The 16306-nt window shown below is 63.6% G+C and carries 15 protein-coding genes and 1 tRNA gene; 6 read left to right on the top strand and 10 right to left on the bottom strand.

Annotated features, from left to right (window positions below):
• Positions 1-91: 91 nt before the first annotated feature.
• Together IVA87_RS28740 and IVA87_RS28735 are read right to left on the bottom strand one after the other, a co-directional pair.
• Positions 92-316, bottom strand: a complete 225-nt coding sequence (locus IVA87_RS28740) for a hypothetical protein (protein ID WP_247336300.1) — start codon at positions 314-316, stop codon at positions 92-94.
• Positions 317-397: 81 nt separating this feature from the next.
• Positions 398-622, bottom strand: a complete 225-nt coding sequence (locus tag IVA87_RS28735) for a hypothetical protein (RefSeq protein ID WP_247279876.1) — start codon at positions 620-622, stop codon at positions 398-400.
• A gap of 142 nt (positions 623-764) precedes the next feature.
• On the opposite strand from IVA87_RS28735, the gene IVA87_RS28730 reads away from it, so the two are divergent.
• Together IVA87_RS28730 and IVA87_RS28725 are read left to right on the top strand one after the other, a co-directional pair.
• Positions 765-1844, top strand: coding sequence for an AI-2E family transporter (locus tag IVA87_RS28730; protein WP_247336294.1), 1080 nt, complete (start codon positions 765-767; stop codon positions 1842-1844).
• A 146-nt stretch (positions 1845-1990) separates the two neighbouring features.
• Positions 1991-2380 (top strand): NUDIX hydrolase, encoded by a 390-nt coding sequence (locus tag IVA87_RS28725; protein ID WP_247336291.1) that lies wholly within the window; start codon positions 1991-1993, stop codon positions 2378-2380.
• A gap of 477 nt (positions 2381-2857) precedes the next feature.
• Here IVA87_RS28725 and IVA87_RS28715 read toward each other — a convergent pair whose 3' ends face one another.
• Both IVA87_RS28715 and IVA87_RS28710 read right to left on the bottom strand, forming a co-directional pair.
• A complete protein-coding gene (locus tag IVA87_RS28715; RefSeq protein WP_247336285.1) occupies positions 2858-3097 on the bottom strand; it encodes a hypothetical protein in 240 nt (79 codons plus the stop codon).
• A 328-nt stretch (positions 3098-3425) separates the two neighbouring features.
• Entirely contained in the window at positions 3426-3647 is a 222-nt protein-coding gene (locus IVA87_RS28710; RefSeq protein WP_247336282.1) for a hypothetical protein, read from the bottom strand.
• Between the two features lie 206 nt (positions 3648-3853).
• Between IVA87_RS28710 and IVA87_RS28705 the strand changes: the two genes are divergently transcribed.
• Positions 3854-6961 carry a DEAD/DEAH box helicase gene (locus IVA87_RS28705; RefSeq protein ID WP_346658382.1) on the top strand — a complete coding sequence of 1036 codons (3108 nt, stop codon included), beginning with the start codon at positions 3854-3856 and terminating at the stop codon, positions 6959-6961.
• A gap of 469 nt (positions 6962-7430) precedes the next feature.
• Positions 7431-8087, top strand: a complete 657-nt coding sequence (locus IVA87_RS28700) for a hypothetical protein (RefSeq protein WP_247336274.1) — start codon at positions 7431-7433, stop codon at positions 8085-8087.
• Positions 8088-8478: 391 nt separating this feature from the next.
• On the opposite strand, the gene IVA87_RS28695 is transcribed toward IVA87_RS28700, so the two are convergent.
• Positions 8479-8637 carry a hypothetical protein gene (locus IVA87_RS28695; protein WP_247336271.1) on the bottom strand — a complete coding sequence of 53 codons (159 nt, stop codon included), beginning with the start codon at positions 8635-8637 and terminating at the stop codon, positions 8479-8481.
• 403 nt (positions 8638-9040) lie between these two features.
• Between IVA87_RS28695 and IVA87_RS28690 the strand changes: the two genes are divergently transcribed.
• Entirely contained in the window at positions 9041-9256 is a 216-nt protein-coding gene (locus IVA87_RS28690; RefSeq protein ID WP_247336268.1) for a hypothetical protein, read from the top strand.
• 109 nt (positions 9257-9365) lie between these two features.
• Here IVA87_RS28690 and IVA87_RS28685 read toward each other — a convergent pair whose 3' ends face one another.
• From IVA87_RS28685 to IVA87_RS28670, 4 genes are all read right to left on the bottom strand, one after another.
• The gene (locus IVA87_RS28685; RefSeq protein WP_247336263.1) at positions 9366-9686 is read right to left on the bottom strand and encodes a hypothetical protein; all 321 of its coding nucleotides are present in this window, start codon (positions 9684-9686) and stop codon (positions 9366-9368) included.
• 443 nt (positions 9687-10129) lie between these two features.
• Positions 10130-10205: transfer RNA gene (locus IVA87_RS28680), tRNA-Lys, on the bottom strand.
• A gap of 290 nt (positions 10206-10495) precedes the next feature.
• Positions 10496-13159 (bottom strand): glycosyltransferase, encoded by a 2664-nt coding sequence (locus IVA87_RS28675; RefSeq protein ID WP_247336260.1) that lies wholly within the window; start codon positions 13157-13159, stop codon positions 10496-10498.
• Between the two features lie 215 nt (positions 13160-13374).
• The gene (locus tag IVA87_RS28670) at positions 13375-13965 is read right to left on the bottom strand and encodes a beta-1-3, beta-1-6-glucan biosynthesis protein (RefSeq protein WP_247336256.1); all 591 of its coding nucleotides are present in this window, start codon (positions 13963-13965) and stop codon (positions 13375-13377) included.
• 329 nt (positions 13966-14294) lie between these two features.
• Here IVA87_RS28670 and IVA87_RS28665 point away from each other — a divergent pair, with 329 nt between their 5' ends.
• Positions 14295-15854, top strand: a complete 1560-nt coding sequence (locus IVA87_RS28665; RefSeq protein ID WP_247336253.1) for a beta-(1-6) glucans synthase — start codon at positions 14295-14297, stop codon at positions 15852-15854.
• On the opposite strand, the gene IVA87_RS28660 is transcribed toward IVA87_RS28665, so the two are convergent.
• Entirely contained in the window at positions 15814-16194 is a 381-nt protein-coding gene (locus tag IVA87_RS28660) for a hypothetical protein (protein ID WP_247275669.1), read from the bottom strand. The two genes, IVA87_RS28665 and IVA87_RS28660, sit on opposite strands and share 41 nt — an antisense overlap.
• Positions 16195-16306 lie beyond the last annotated feature (112 nt).

The following is a 16306-nucleotide window of genomic DNA, read 5'->3' as shown; positions in this document are numbered from 1 at the left end:
GCAATTCGGTCGATCCTCGGCTACGAATTTCGCTGCCGCTGCGTCCAGGCACGATCGTTCGATCGGTCAGGGAACGCGGCGGCTCAGCCGATCATCCAGCTCCGGCCCAGCGCCGTCCGAACACCGGCGGCTTCGACTTCACCGCTTCCCAGCCGAAGAAGTGATGCTTGCCCGACCAGCTATGCACCACGCTGCTACAGATGCTGCATTTGAAGCTGCCGGCATGCGCTTCGTCATGTTCCTCCCTTGTCGCGGCGTAGGTCATGCTGCAACCCCGGCAGGTGAATTCTTCGATCGTCCAGATGCTATTGGCCATTGCACAGAATGTCTTTGAGGACCTCAATCCACGGTAGCCACGGGCTTTTGCAGCGGCGTAAACTGGCCCAGGGAAATCCGGTTAACGGACGTTAGCCAAGCCAGGCCGCAAGTCCCGATCAATGCGCATCTGCACGCGCCTGATGGCGAGCAGCGGCAGCTTGCCTTGCACGCGCCCGGAGCGGACTCTGTCGCCGATCGCATAGGCATAGCGCCAGTAGCCCGGCGCGGCATTCCGCTTCAGCGAATAGTGGACGCCGCGGTGAATCCCCGCATGTGCATCAGGCTCTCTGGGACCGGCCGTCATCGTCCTCAAAATGCCGGTAGGTCCGATGCGTTCCTAGTCAGCGGATGTTGCGGGAACCGGTCGCCTTGACGCCCGGCTTGTTGCTGGCAATAACGGCTAGGGCGCCGCAAGTTGCGTTCATGTCGCAAGGAAAGCATTAGCCGTGAAAAGTCTCCGTCAGCTCCTGACGGGTGAGGATATCATCCAGCTCGTGATCCGGCTCGGACTGCTCGCCCTGCTGATCATCTGGACCTTCCTGATCATCCGCCCGTTCGTGCCGATCCTGGCCTGGAGCGGCGTGCTCGCGGTCGCGTTCTATCCGGCCTTCAGCTTGGTCGCGAAGATCCTCGGCGGCAGGCCGAAAACCGCGGCAGCGATCCTGACGCTGATCACGCTCGGCATCGTCATCGGCCCTGCGACCTGGCTCGGCCTCAGCGCCGTGGACGGTGTGCGGGAGCTGGCGCACCAGCTCGGCACCGGCGATCTGGCGCTCCAATCGGCGCCGGAGCAGCTCAAATCGTGGCCGCTGGTCGGTCCGTGGCTCTATGACCTCTGGGACCAGGCCTACACCAACATCCGCGCAGTGCTGCGCGAGGTGGCGCCTTATCTCCAGCCGCTGGCGGGACCGCTGTTGTCGCTCGCGGGCGATGCGGGCCTCGGCACGGTCCAATTCCTATTGTCGGTGTTCGTTGCCGGCTTCCTGTTTCCGCACGGCCCGCGGCTGGTTGCAGCCGGCCGCAGCTTCCTGTTTCGAATTGTGCCCGAGCAGAGCGAACATTTCCTGGAGCTTGCGGGCGCGACCATCCGCGCCGTCGCGCAAGGCGTGATCGGCGTCGCAGTGGTGCAGGCGCTGCTCGCAGGCTTCGGCTTCAAGCTCGCCGCCGTGCCCAGCGCCGGCCTTCTCGCCTTCATTGTGCTGCTGCTCTCGATCGTGCAGATCGGCGCCTTCCTCGTGCTGCTGCCGGTGATCATCTGGATCTGGACCGCCAAGGACGTCACCACGGCGCTGCTGCTCACCGTGTTTCTCGTCCTGGTCGGCTTCATCGATACCATGCTGAAGCCGCTCGTCATGGGGCGCGGCCTGACCACGCCGACTATCGTGATCTTTGTCGGTGTGATCGGCGGCACGCTCGCCCATGGCATCGTCGGCCTGTTCATCGGTCCGATCATCCTGTCGGTGGCCTGGGAGATGATGATGGCCTGGATCCGGACCGAGGATCGGACGGAGGCGGGCAAGGGCTGACCTTGCGCTCGCCGGCGCGACCGGGGCCGCCGCGTCTCACCAGGAGCCAACGGCTCCGTGGCCTCTGATCAAGATGCGTCCCGAACTTGTCTGTCCGACTAGACAAGTTACGATCTGGACGATTCTGGTCTCGATCTACGGCAGTGATGGCGAAGTCTTCCAAGCTGGTTGCCGCCAGGCGCGGCAAGGTATTGTTGGTCAGACGCCGGTCGGACGGCCTCTGGATGTTCCCGGGCGGGCGTAAGCGCGCGCGCGAATCCGAGAAGGACTGCCTGCGGCGGGAGATCAGGGAGGAGCTGCCCAAGCTGAAGCTCGGCCGGATCAGTCTCTGGAAGGAAGTGAAGGCCAGGAACAAGCGCTCCGGCCGCAAGATGAGCGACGCGATCTTCATCGCCAAGGACGCCAAGGGCAGGCTGGCGATCGGCGACAAGAAGGAGATCGACCGCGCGGCCTGGCAGAAGCCCCGCGGCATCCGCCTGACGCCGACCTCACGTTACATCCGCGACCGCCTGTTTCCGAGAAAGTCGGGGCGGTAAGCTAATCCTCTCGCCCCGCAGGTCGTGTCCGCGCGGCGGATGACCTCGACCGGGCTGCTCGCGACTCCGGCGCAGCGAGCCTGATCACCTCGGCCTCGCGCTGCTCTTTGCGGGCTATGCGCGCATTGCGCATCGCGCGCTTGATGAAGGGGTGTTGGGAGTCCTCCGCGAAGAACAGCACCACCTCGCAGCTCGGACATTGCCTGGAATAGCCGTCCTGCAACCGGCCGGCGCGATCGCGAAACACATCCTTGCAGCGTGTGCACTGAATCTGGACGAAACTCATGCGCGATCAACTATCGAAAATGGATGTTCAGGTGATCTCAAATGTCTGAAGAAAGCCTGAAGCGCCTTCGGGAGTTGGTCGACGCGCTTCGTCGCAGCCGATGCGGGTAAGTGGGCCAGTGCTCGCAGAATGCGAGCAGCCGTCATCGCGCCGCCGCAGCGGCCCCGACCGATCAATTGGCTCGATCAGCGCTATTGCTTGGCCGCCATGGTGTCCAGACAACGGTTGAGATAGGCGGTGCGATCCCTCGGCAGCACCTTCTCGAGATCCGCCTTCATCGCGCATTCGCGCTGCCGCAGCTGCTCGGCTCGGCGCTTCTCGGCCGCCTCCCGATACTCGGCGGCAACCTTGCTTGGGTCGACCAGCGCCTGTGAGCGTGCAGGAGCCGTCGCAAGCAGCGCGATGGCCGCAATGAAAATGAATGGTTTCAAAATGCGCCTCCGTAAAAGCGGGCATCCTAGCTCGCGTTGTGCGCGCGCTCAAATCGGAAGATGCGGTACTCCGATCCGGAGCAATTGGGCGTTGAATGCACCGGTCCGCGCCGATCGATATCTTGCCCGCCGCTTTGGAACGACTCCGCCTGCCGAGCGTAGAATCCAGGCTCTCGGCCCATCCCCAACCCCAAAAGCCCCCGGGCCTGAGAGAAAACCTTCCCCCAAAGGTTGGCGACCTCGGTTTCCCCGAGGTCGTTTGATTTGGATGCCGCAAGGGGTGTGAACCAGTTCACAAACGCCCGGCGGAATCGCTGCTATGAGGACGTCATTGCTTAACCGATTCATTTTGAACGAAACGCCCCAGCGTGGCTCCAAGCGCTGGGGTTTTTTCGTGCCTGCTGGATCCGTAGGCGTTCTCCATCGCATTGACTTTCGCATCGAGAGCAGGGTCCGCATTCACGCGTCGGAACGGAGCCAGTTCCGATCTGCCGGGGCCGATCAGCGGCCAAATTGCCGGGATCACGATGACGCCCCCGACGTTGCCCATCAGCGTGCGTTCGCAGGGCAAATCCCATATGCATAGCGGCAAGCAGCCGAATCGAGATGCGAGCGGCTCGCGTGCAGTTGCCGGCGGTTGACGACCAGAGACGGATTCAAGTGAGGCTTTCCAGAAACGCGCGGGCGACCAAAAAGTCGCCGAAGAAGAGCAAGCGGGCGCAGCGCGCAACGATTTCGTCTTCCTCGCCCCTCGGTATGATGGCTCTGCATCTGCTGGCACAATGGAAGCAGTCCGGACGCAGCGGTCTGGTTTTTCTTGCCGAGAGTGAGAACCGGGCGGAGCGGCTGGGCAGCGTCATCCACGCGCTCGACCCTTCCTGCGAGGTCCTGGTGTTTCCGCGATTGAACACCTTGCCGTTCGATCAGTTGGAGCCGTCCCACGAACTCGCGGGGCGCAGAGCCTCGGTCCTGAGGCGCCTCGCAAGATCCAAGAAGCCGCTCTTTCTGGTTTCAACGGCGGAAGCCGTGATGGAGCGCCTGCCGCCGCCCGCCAACCTGTCGCGCTTGAGCGTGAGCTTGAAGGTGGGCGGCGCGTTTTCCGAGCAGGACCTTGAGGCGCGCCTCCAAGCCCTGGGATACGATCTCGAGGACGAGCCCGACTATCCGGGCGGGGCGCTGTTTCACGGCCAGACCTTCGAGATATTTCCCGCCGGCGCGCTGGGACCATTCCGGATCGAGCATTCGGATCGCGCGATCAGGCGGATCGTGGCGTTCGATCCGAAAGAGCACGACATCATCTTCGAGACCAGCGAGCTTCTGGTCGATCCCATGTCGGAGCGGCTTGGCTTTGCCGGCAAGCGCGGCAAGCGCGCGAGCCTGCTCGACTATTGCGGACGTGCCAAATGGATCGCCGATGCAAGGGTCCCATTGCACGCCAGCGCGTGGCTGAGCACGATCGAGGAAGCCGCGCCCCGTGCGGAGCGGGAGCGCGAATATCTGGGCCGAGGTGACTGGAAACGGCTCGCCAAGGGCATGAAAGTGTTGCCGCGGACGGCGCCTTTCCAAACCACGCCGGAGTTTTCGAAGCTGACATCCGCAAGGAAAGCACTTCGGGCCTTCGTCGAGGAGACGCGGCGAGCCGGTTCGCGCCTGATCCTCGTCGCCGCGCAGGAGGACGATCTGCGCGTGATGGAGCGGATGAGCGGCGTCAAGGCGCAGCGCTGTGAGGACTGGGACGAGGCCACGAGTGGGCGCAACGGCGAGACGGCGCTGCTGGCTGATCTGGATGCCGGCTTCGTCCTGCCGGGGAAAAAGCCTCTTGCCGTGGTCACGGCATCCGACGTGCTCGGCAGCCGGGCGCATCATCCGCAGCCGATGGCGCGCGCCTGGAGCGCGGCCTTTGATCATCCGGACGTGCCGGAGCAGGGCACGGTGGTCGTCCATCTCCAGCGTGGTCTTGCCGTGCTCGACGGCTTGCAGACGGTGAACACGGGCGGTGGCGCAATGCGCGAGATGATCCGCCTCAAGTTCGCGGGCGACAATGCGGTGCTCGTGCCGCCGCCCGATCTCGCTTTGATCTGGCCTTACGCAACCGAACTCGGCAAGCTGGCGCTCGACAAGGCGGACGGCAGCACGTGGTGGGCGCGCCGCACTGAGGCCGAGCGCGAAATCCAGATCGCGGGCAAGGTGCTGGCCAAGCACATCAGCCAGCGCCGCCGGCGGCGCGCCGAAAAGCTGGTTCCGCCGGGATCGGCCTACGAGAAATTCGTGGCCCGTTTCCCGTATTTCACCACGAGCGACCAGGCCAAGGCGATCGCCGACGTGCTGGACGATCTCGCGTCCGGTCACCCGATGGACCGTGTGATCTGCGGCGACGTCGGCTTTGGCAAGACCGAGGTGGCGCTGCGCGCGGCGGCCGCCGTGGTGCTGTCGGGCAAGCAGGTGGCGATCGCGGTGCCAACGACCGTGCTGGCCCGGCAGCATGTCGCGACGTTCCAGAAGCGCTTTGCGCCGTTCGGCATCGAGGTGGGCAACCTGTCGCGCGCGACGTCAGGCGCGGAGCTGCGCGAGACCAAGGAGGGACTGCGCAGCGGCCGGATCAAGGTCGTGATCGGCACGCAGGCGCTCATCGGCAAGGACGTGAAGTTCGATGATCTCGGCCTCGTCATCATCGACGAGGAGCAGCATTTCGGTGCCGCCGAAAAGGCAAAGCTCTCCGGCCTCGCCAAGAATGTACATGTGCTCATGATGAGCGCGACGCCGATCCCGCGGACGCTGGCCGCCGGTCTTGCCGGCTTCCGCGATCTCAGCGTGATCGCTTCGCCACCGGTTCACCGGCTGCCGGTCGCAACCAGAATCGCACCGCTGTCGGATGCTGCCATCGCCAACGCACTGCTGCGCGAGCAGCGGCGCCACGGCCAGAGCTTTCTGATCTGTCCGCGCATTCAGGATCTCGATCCCATGCTGGCGCGGGTGCAAGCGGTGGCGCCGGATCTCCGCATCGTGTGTCTGCACGGCAGGCTGGCGGCCGACGAGATCGACGACCGCATGATGAGCTTCGTCGAGGGCAGGGCTGACGTCCTGCTCGCGACCAATATCGTCGAGAGCGGCCTCGACATTCCCCGTGCGAACACCATCGTGGTGTGCTGGCCGGAGAAGTTCGGCCTTGCGCAGCTGCACCAGCTGCGCGGGCGGGTCGGCCGCAGCGGCATCCGCGCCTTCGCCCATTTGCTGACGGAGACGGAGTCCGGGCAATCCGAGAAGCGCCTGGCAGTGCTCGAGGAGTTCAGTCGGCCCGGCGCCGGCTTTGCCATCAGCGAGCGCGACCTCGATCTGCGGGGCGCGGGAGACCTGTTCTCGGAGCAGCAATCCGGCCACGTGCAGGTGTTCGGGCCCGTGCTCTACAGTCACCTGCTGAAAATGGCCTCGGAGAAAGTCGACGAGGGGCGGGCCCCGGTGTGGGTGCCCGACCTCAATTTGCCGGTCGGGGACATGCTTCCTGACAGCTACGTGCAGTCCGAGCCGGTGCGGCTCGAGCTCTATGCACGTGCAGCACGATGCAATGACGAAGACGACCTCGACGACCTCGAGGAGGAAACCTCGCGCCGGTTCGGCCCCTTGCCGAACGTCGCGCGCGACTTCTTCGGCGCAGCTCGGCTCAGGATCGAATGCAAGCGCAGAGGCATCATCCGCCTCGACGTCGGCCCCGGGGCGGTCGCCGCGACGTTCCTGCCCGGGCGCTTGCGGAAGTCGCGGGGAAAGTCGTTGCAGCGCGACGGCGATCGCGTCGTCTATCACAGCCCGGTGCGCGGTGCGCCATTCGAGCGGGTTGAGGAGTTGTTCGAGGTGCTGGACGAGGGCTAAGGGGCGCTTGCGCCTTCGTCAGCACGTGCACCGGAAGCAGGGCAGGCAGGCACGCGGTCTGTCGGCATCGTCCTTCGACCGCAGCTTGACGTCATCTTCAGCGGGTACCCGAGCAGAGTTGCTGGATGAAGGTTGAGGCGCTGCCAAATCTGCGAAAACAACCCCATGCACAGTAGCTAAGTGCTGCCGGCACAACGTCTTCTGTATTCGACGCAAAGGTCGTTTGACGCGTCGGGCAAAACAATGGCATTCTGCCATCTTCGGAAAATCCGCCGCGAAGCATTTGGGTCATTCCTCGATACACCCCGTATTCAGCCGGACTGGCTGAGCATGTCAGCCGCCCAGGCCGCTAACGTGGAATTAATCCGAAACCCCCACAATCTTAGGCACTTGTGTATGGGTGCTGCGTAAAGGAGGCGTCGCGAGGACGTTCCGGGAGCGGCTTCCTTTTGCTCGCTCATTGGGGTCAATGCACGTGACCATGATTTTCGAAACGCAAGGCTTCGTCGAAGAGCTCGACCCTGCAGCACTTGCAGCGGCAGTCGCCGCACCCGCAGTGCCAGAAGCTCCAGCGCCGGTCAAGCGGTCCAGCCGCAAGTCGGTCCTGGCACTGTCGGTGTGTGCCTTGGCCATCAACGGCTCGGCGGCCATCTATACGTTGCCGTTTGAGTTTTCGTCGCTGAATGTCGGCAGCTTGGCTGAACTGCTTCCGCGCCAGGAAGCTTCGGCGCCAAAAACCGATTCGGTTGTCGCTGCTCTGAAGGACATTCAGTCCGCCCAACAGCAACAGGCTGCCTTGCTGAAGGAGAACAATGATTCCGTGCAGCAAAATGCAGCTTTGCTGCAGCAGGATTCGATGGTGCTGCTTTCTCTGCGACAGAGCATCACGGACGAACGGGCCGATGTGAGAAAGATATCTTCGCAGCTTTCCACGCTGATCGCGAAGGTCGACTCGCTGCAAAGTGCAATGATGTCGGACATAACCTCCTCCATCCCACGAGGGCACGCCCGCAATCGGCTGGCGATGCGCAAACGGACGGTTCGGGAAGCGAAGCCTGTCGGGCCTGTTTCGGTTGGTGGAGCTCCGCTGAGTACCCCGGCTACGACGCCGGCTCCGGAAAGCTGAAGCATCCTATTCAGCAGCCTAACCGGCGAACGCAGGGTGCTTTAGGTCTTGGGTGGCTCACCCTCTGACTTCTTCTGAAAGTGGATGTTGCACTTCTTTACGATTGGAGCGCGGCGGTGATTAGCGCAAGGGCCTTCAGTTGCTGGACCTCGACCTCCAGCCGTATTCCTGATGCGGGATCGTGGCGGTGATGTCGGCCTCTTTGTCCGCTGAGAGGCGCCAGGCCGCCACCCCGAAGCACAGGGTCAAGATCAGGGCTGTCGCAAGCAGAAGCATAGAAACGAAATGGCTCACGCGCGTTCACCACAGTTTGAAACCACAGAGAGCGAACACGAGACACCGATTCGGAAAATACAGACGCGCTGACCTAAAGCCTGATTTCCACAGCTAGTCATATGGGGCCAAAGGCGCTCACGATTCCGATCGTGATCGGGACCAACGCGACGATTGTACACAAGGCGGGCGAGCTGGAGGATAGGCCGGCGAAAAAGATCAAGAGACCGAAGCCGACGAGGGCCGCCGAGATGGCATAGGCGAGCGCTTTTTCCATCGTTCGATCCACAGGGAATACGGGATGGATTGCGCCTGTAGGACTCGTTGCCGGTCGAAACGTTCCTATACCCGAATATCTGGATCAGCGGTGCATCAGCATCTTTGATCCGTTGACGGGAGGCATTGGCAAAGGCGCTGGTCGACTTGCTGCTCTACATGGAAGAACTTCAGCACGCAGCCGCAGGAGGTGGTGGGTCGAGCGCTCGCACTCGAGCTGATCCAGACCGTGCGGCTGTCGCTGAGGATGATCGCCAAATACAGGAAGAGCAAATGAAGCGCCGGCGGCCGAACCCACGGGAGGCGCGACCGGCAGCGGCTGATGACGCACCACCGACGGCTAAAAGGGTGAAACAATCAGGGCGCGGGACTTCGGTCCCGCGCTTTCAATTTGGAGGTCAGAGGTGGACGAGGCTCACGAAGACGATGTTGAGCAGAAACTGGTGCAGCACGAAATCGTCGAGTCCACGCTTTCTGTGACCGATGAAGAAATGATCCGCCGGCTCGGCGTGCCGCGGAAAGCAGCGCGCGCAGCGATCTTCATGCTCGACAACGACTTATCGAAGGGCTTCCCCCAAGGGTCACCGTGTGGGGCAAGCGTCGCTATTGGCCGGCGGTGAAGGCGTGGTTTGATCGGCAGTACGGCGGGCGTTCCTGCGAAGTCCCCTTGGCCTCGGCGAGCGGGCCGGTCGCTGACAGGGGCCCGCCGGTTCACGCTCGGCGGGCTTCCTAATAATAGCGATAGTAGCGGCGTCGGGGGCGGCGATCGTAGTAGTCGTCGTCGCCGAAGTAGCCCTGTCGGCCCTGCTGAAACTGCGGGGGTACCGTTCCGTTTGGGTAGCATTGCCCATCTCGGATGTCGACGTCGGCGCCGTGGCCGCAGGGCACCGGATATCTGCGATAGCCGTAGCCACCCCCGCGATTATAGTAGTGCCTCGCAGCCTGTTCCTGAGGAGGAAGGTACCCGTTCGGGTAGCACATGCCGTCACGGGCGCTCACGTCCCAGCCGTGGCCGCACGGCGGGGGATGCACCGGGACCCCATATTGCACTTGATGAACCTGCGGCGGCGCTCCTCTGTCGGGCGCTACTTGGCTCAATTGGAGAGCCACAATTGCAATCGCGGTAATCATCAGATTTCCTCTCAGTCAGCAGTATATATGCTTCTGAGCCGGCTGAATGATCACTGAACGATCCACACTGCGGCCATCCGCCTACAATGCACCGCTGAACCTTTGACCGCCGGCCGGTCACCGGAGTCTGATCGCGCACATGGGGCATCAACCCATCGACGAGCTCGCGCGCATGGAGCGCATCTGCCAAGAGTTGGCAGGTCAGGCGACCAAGCCGGAGGAGCGCGCCGGCTTGCTAATCATGGCAAACAATATCGCGCCGAGATCTCCGGCCGCCAGCGGAGCAATCGATTTGCCAACACGGTGCCCACACAAGGCTTTTTCGGTTGGCTGATATCTCGGCCTAAGTCATTGATCTTAATTGGTGAGCGCGCTGGGGCTCGAACCCAGGACCCCGTGATTAAAAGTCACGTGCTCTACCGGCTGAGCTACGCGCTCCCATGACCGCTGATGGCTTGAAAGAGATCGCCATCGTGTTCGGTCATTTCGAGAAGCATGTCTTGCCGCCACGCTCGACTTGCGTTGCGGGGAAAACCGGCTGTTTCCGGATCATGCTGTCAGCCCGCGCTGTGTAGGGGGAGTGGCTGCGGAGGTCAATAGTGCGGATGGGTGCCGAAGATCGCGGCAGGAGCGGCAATTCGTGCACTGCTTCCGTTGGTTAGGTCAGGAATTTCAACCTGATTGGCGGGCCATCATCCACGCCGAAAGCGAGGATGGCCTGCCATCCGTCAGTTCGCCTCCCGCCGGACCTCGCTCGGCACCGGTTGCGGCGTGCCGCCCGGGTGGGGCAATGCCACGGGCCGCAGGCCGATCAGCTCGGCGGTGCGGATCGCGCTGTCGCGCCAGAACTGGAACGAGTTGATGCGGCTGAGCTCGAGGACGGCAATCGCGACCGCGGCGAGGAACGGCAGGCTTTGGAGCACGAGGACGCCGGCGAAGATGTAGATCTCGGTGATCTGCCTAAAACTGTTGGAGGCGATCAGGACGCCGGCGCCGATCACCAGCAGAGTGCCGATCACGGCCTCCCAGAACGCCTGGAACTCGATCGACATCCGCGACAGGCCGCCTTTCGAGGTGCGGGCGAACGCGATGTGCTCGGTGATGAGGCCCTGCGCGACCGCGCGCGACACGGTCCATTGCACGCTCATCGCCGCGATCATGGCGCCCAGCATCTGGCCGGGCCTGATCGCGACACGGGCACGGTACATCGACAGGAAGTGCGCTAGCGAGACGATGAAGGCGCCGATGATCGGCAGCGTCAGGATCTTGTCGGGGATGGCGATGTCGGCAAAGGCGACGATCGGCACCCAGACGAGGTTGAGCAGCGCCACGACCACGCCGAGGCTTTCGGCGCCAAGCCAGTTCAGCCAGCCGAGGCCATATTCGCGCTTCTGGTCGGGCGTAAGCCGGCTCCTGCCGGGCAGGAAGAAGCGCCAGTGCTTCTTGACGATCTGGAGGCCGCCATAGGCCCAGCGGTGACGCTGCTTCTTGAAGGCCTCGTAGGTGTCAGGAAGCAGGCCCTGGCCGTAGCGATGGTTGGTGTAGTGGGTGATCCAGCCGAGCTCCTGGATCGCCAGGCCGAGATCGGAATCCTCGCAGATCGTATCTGACGACCAGCCCCCGGCCATGTCCATCGCGGCGCGGCGGATCAGGCACATCGTGCCGTGCACGATGATGGCGTTGGCCTCGTTGCGCTGGACCATACCGATGTCGAAGAAGCCGGCATATTCGCCGTTCATGATGTAGTGCATGATCGACAGGTTGCCGTCGCGATGCTCCTGCGGCGCCTGCACGAGGCCGACGCGCGGATCGGCGAAAGCCGGCACGAGGTCCTTCAGCCAGTCGGGATCGACGACATAGTCGGCATCGAGGATGCCGATGATCTCGGCATCCGCCGCGGTGCGGTCCATCGCGATGCGCAGCGCGCCGGCCTTGAAGCCCTGCACCTTCTCGGCATTGATGAACTTGAAGCGTTCACCGAGCGCGCGGCAATGATCCTGGATCGGCTGCCAGAAGGCGGGGTCCGGCGTGTTGTTGATGATGACCACGCATTCGTAGTTCGGATAGTTCAGCCGCGACAGCGCATCCAGCGTCTGCTTGAGCATCTCGACCGGCTCGAAATAAGCGGGGATATGGATCGAGACCTTCGGGTAGTAATTCTCGGGCACGTTCTCGATCGGCTTGCTCTTGGTGAGCAGCCGCTGCGGCCGCCGGCCGAAGGCGACGGCCGCGATCTCGTCGATGCGCGCCATCGCGATGAGGACGAGCGGAACGAGCAGGATCATGCCCAGCGTCAGCGCGAAGGCCGAGCCGAAGATGAAGTAATGGCTGTTCCAGAACGCGAACACGGTGGCGGCCCAGGCGCCGACGCCGTTGGCGGCTGCCGACAGCAGGAAGGCCTGTTTCGCGGTCGGCTTTTCAAGCCGCAGGATCGGCAGTGACAGCAGGATGCCGACCAGCAGCGCGATGCCCATCAGCTTCCAATAATCGGGATTCTCCACCGGGCCGGTCCAGGCGAATTTCGGCTCGCGGCTGGCGTTGAGGATGCCCCAGTACGGACCGACGCCGCCTTCGAAGAACTTCCAGGGCTGATCGATGGCTTCGACGATGTTGTATTCCATGCCGATGGCTTCGGCGCGGGTGACGAAGTTGCGCAGGATCAGCGCTTGCTTGAATGGACCGGGGTCAGCGTTGCGCAAGTTGTAGCCCGCGCTCGGCCAGCCGAACTCGGCAATCACGATGCGCTTGCCGGGAAACAACTTGCGCAGAAGTTCGTAACGGTCGACGGCCTGATCGACAGCCTGGTCAGAGCGGAAGTTTTCCCAATAGGGCAGCACGTGGGCGGCGATGAAGTCGACGTTGGAGGCGAGGTCCGGAAAATCGCGCCAGATGTTCCAGATCTCACCCGTCGTGACCGGAACGCGGACCGCGCCCTTGACCTTCTTGATCTTGTTGATGAGGTCATCGACCTTCTGCTCGCCGCGGAAGATCACCTCGTTGCCGACAACGATGCCGTTCACGTTGCTGTTCTTGCGGGCGAGCTCGATCGCAGCCTTGATCTCCCGCTCGTTGCGATCCTCGTCCTTGTCGATCCAGGCGCCGACGGTGACCTTGAGGCCGAACTCGGCGGCGATCGGCGGCACCAGCTCGTTGCCCTCCGTCGCGGAGTAGGACCGGATCGCTCGCGTGAGGGTCGAGAGCTTCTTCATGTCCGCGCGAATCTTGTTCGGGTCGACGTTGATGTCGACGACGTGTCCCGGTTCGAACGGCGTATAGGAAAGGCTCGGCAGCAGGCCCTTGAAGTCGGGCGCCGGCTCCTTGTCGCGCAAGACTCCCCAGATGCCCGCATGGAGCGCAGACACAAGCAACAGAACGGCGGCGACAACGCGCATCGCGGCTAACCAAAAGGGGCTGAGGTGGCAGGGAAGCGGATCCGACCCCGAGATCCGACCGAGTCCGCGGCAAAGGGAGCATACCTCTGCTGCGCGGTTTCACAACTGACATGGCCTCATGTCCTTATGAGGGCATGGCCTTTTCGAACGACGCGCGGCAGTGCCAACCGTGTCTATGGCCGATCGTTCCTGAACGACAGCTGAAACGACCTTGGCTATTTCTGGGTCGCGGGCGTCGGGCTTGCCGCAGGCGAGGGGCTTGCGGCCGGCTGGGCGGCCTGCGCATTGCCCGGCGTCGGCGCTGGGGTTTGCGCGGCGCTCGCCGCCGCCTGCTGCGGCTGGGACGCCGGGTTGATCCAGCAAGCGTGCACGCGGCTGTCCAGGGTCTCCGCGACCTTGGGGTCGATCTGCCCGCCGAAGCGGGTCAGGCAGCGGAACGCAGCCTGGATGTGGCCGCCGGGGCAGCCGAAACGGTCGTAGAGGTCGAGATGGCGAAATGCGGTATCGAGATCATCCCGCCACATCAGCCGCACCACGCGCCGGCCGAGCCAGACGCATTCGGGATTGCCCGCGGGGCCGTTGATGACCTGGGCCGCTTCCGCGAATTCGTCGGTGCGGCGCTGGTTCTGGGCGGCGTCCTTGGCGGCGTCCGCGGGCTGGGCCGCGGCCTTCTGGTCGGGGGCGGGGGTGCCGCTCTGGGCGGAGGCGCCACCGAGGCCGGCGAGAACGAGAAGGGAGGAGACGGCCAAGGTGGCGGCGAACTGCCGCAGGACCGCATTTCGTAACTCGAACACCCGCTGCCGCATGAATTCCCCAATGTATCTGCTGGTCGTCCGCGTCAGGATCCCGCAGACGCGTCGGTGATGGCGTCCAAATGGGTCTCCAATGCGGCGGAAAAGTCTTTCCGAGTCCATGACCTGTATTTGGAATTTTGTCCAGCAAAGTCACAATCCTAGGCCCCGGTCGAACGGCCGCAGCCAGATTCCTTTGGGAGCAGCGGATCCACACCTGGGCGCACCCCCTTGGCAGACGGCGTGCAAGCAGGTAATCGACGGACCCTTCGCGGAGGACGGAACCGATTTCTCTTCGTACGCCACTGGCGCTTCTGCTCGTTTCACTGGGTGCGATTGCTGCCGTGTGGTGGTGGTTGGCGACGCCAATCACGCTCGCGCGCGCGCCGATCGATCCCGCCGAGAAGGTCCAATGCGTCTCCTACGCTCCGTTCCGCGGCGAGCAGTCGCCGCTGGAGGCGTGGACCCACATCGAGGCGGACCAGATCGAGCAGGACCTGCGCCAGCTCAAGGAGATCACCGACTGCGTCCGCACCTATTCGATGGAGAACGGGCTCGACCAGGTGCCGGCGATCGCCGCCAAGGTCGGCGGCCTGAAAGTGCTCCAGGGCATCTGGCTCTCCAGCAACCGCACCAAGAATTTCGAGCAGGCCGCGCTCGCGGTTCGCCTCACCAAGGAATTTCCTTCCATCATCACCGCGCTCATCGTCGGCAACGAGGTGCTGCTTCGCGGCGAGATGACGACGGCGGACCTCGTCTCCATCATCCGCTCGGTCAAGGCGCAGGTCAGCGTGCCCGTCACCTATGCGGACGTCTGGGAGTACTGGCTGAAGAATCGCGAGGTCTATGACGCCGTCGACTTCGTCACGATCCACATCCTACCCTATTGGGAGGATTTCCCGGTCAAGGCGAAATTCGCCAGCGCCCATGTCGAGTCGATCCGCGAACGCATGGCGGTGGCGTTTCCGGGCAAGGAGATCCTGATCGGCGAAACCGGCTGGCCGAGCGAGGGACGTATGCGTGACGGCGCGCTGCCGTCGCGCAGCAACCAGGCGCGGGTGGTTTCCGAGATCCTGAGCCTTGCGAAGGCACAGAAGTTCCGTGTCAACCTGATCGAGTCCTACGACCAGCCGTGGAAGCGCAAGCTGGAAGGCACCGTCGGCGGCTATTGGGGCTTGTATGATTCGGTGCGCCGCAGCCTGAAGTATCCGCCGGGCGAGCCGATCAGCAATTTCCCGTACTGGAAGTGGTACATGGGCGCGGGCATGGGCCTCAGCGTGCTGGTGTTCGCGGTTGCCGGTCTCACGCTGCGCCGGCGGCCGTGGACGCCGCGCTTCTCGGCCTGGCTCGGCGTGGCCATCTCGGCGACGACAGCGGGGAGCCTGCTCGGGATCGGCGCCGATAAGATGTATTACGAGAGCTACGGCATCGGCGGCTGGCTGCTCTGGGGCGCGCTGCTGCTGGCCGGAATCCTGTCGCCGATCTTCTGCGCGCAGGCGATGGTGATCGGCCGCAGCCTTCCCACCTTCCTCGACCTGCTCGGCCCGCGCGAGGGCCGGAAATGGTCCAAGCTCACCGCCGTGCTCGGCCTGACGCTGGCCGTGGCCGCGGTGATCGCGGCGCAGACCGCGCTCGGCTTCGTGTTCGACCCGCGCTACAAGGATTTTCCCTACGCCGCGCTGACGATGGCCGTGGTGCCATTTGCGCTGCTGATGCTGAACCGGCCGCAGATCGGCCAGCGTCCGATCGCGGAGGCGGTGTTCGCAGGCCTGCTGGCGCTCTCGGCCGTCTATGTGCTGTTCAACGAGGGCCGCGACAATTGGCAGTCGCTGTGGACCTGTGCGATCTACCTCTTGTTCGCGCTCACGCTGTGGCGGGCGCGGGCCGAGCAAATCCAAGAATGAACAGGCCGATCGCAAGGCCCGACAGCACGACATTGTAGAGCACGATGCCGAGGCCGGCGGCGATGACGCCGACGGTGAGCAGCACGATCGACGGCCGCATCAGGTTCAGCGTCGCAACCACCAGCGCGACGATCCCGAACACCGAATTCTTGAACAGCACGGTCGAGACCGAGCGCGCCTTGCAGAGCAGCGTCTGAAGGCCGGCATCGCAGGCGAGCGCGACTTGCGACAATTCGATCGCGAGGTAGCGCAGATAAAGCGCATAGCCGACGGAGGCGAAGCCGACGACGATCAGGAACTGCACCTGGTAGGGCGTGAGGCGGAAGGGCTTTTTTGTCATGCCGGCAATATGGTCGGGATGGCGCGGGCAGGCAACAGGGCAGGCGAAGTTTCTGCTGACCGCATCAGAAGGAACACAAGAGCGGCCGGGCTGGTTCTGAAGGTTGTGACGC

It is taken from the genome of Bradyrhizobium sp. 147 (genome assembly GCF_023073935.1).
GTDB lineage: Bacteria > Pseudomonadota > Alphaproteobacteria > Rhizobiales > Xanthobacteraceae > Bradyrhizobium.
Note: the sequence above shows the minus strand (reverse complement) of the source record. Positions and strands in the feature narration are given on the sequence as shown.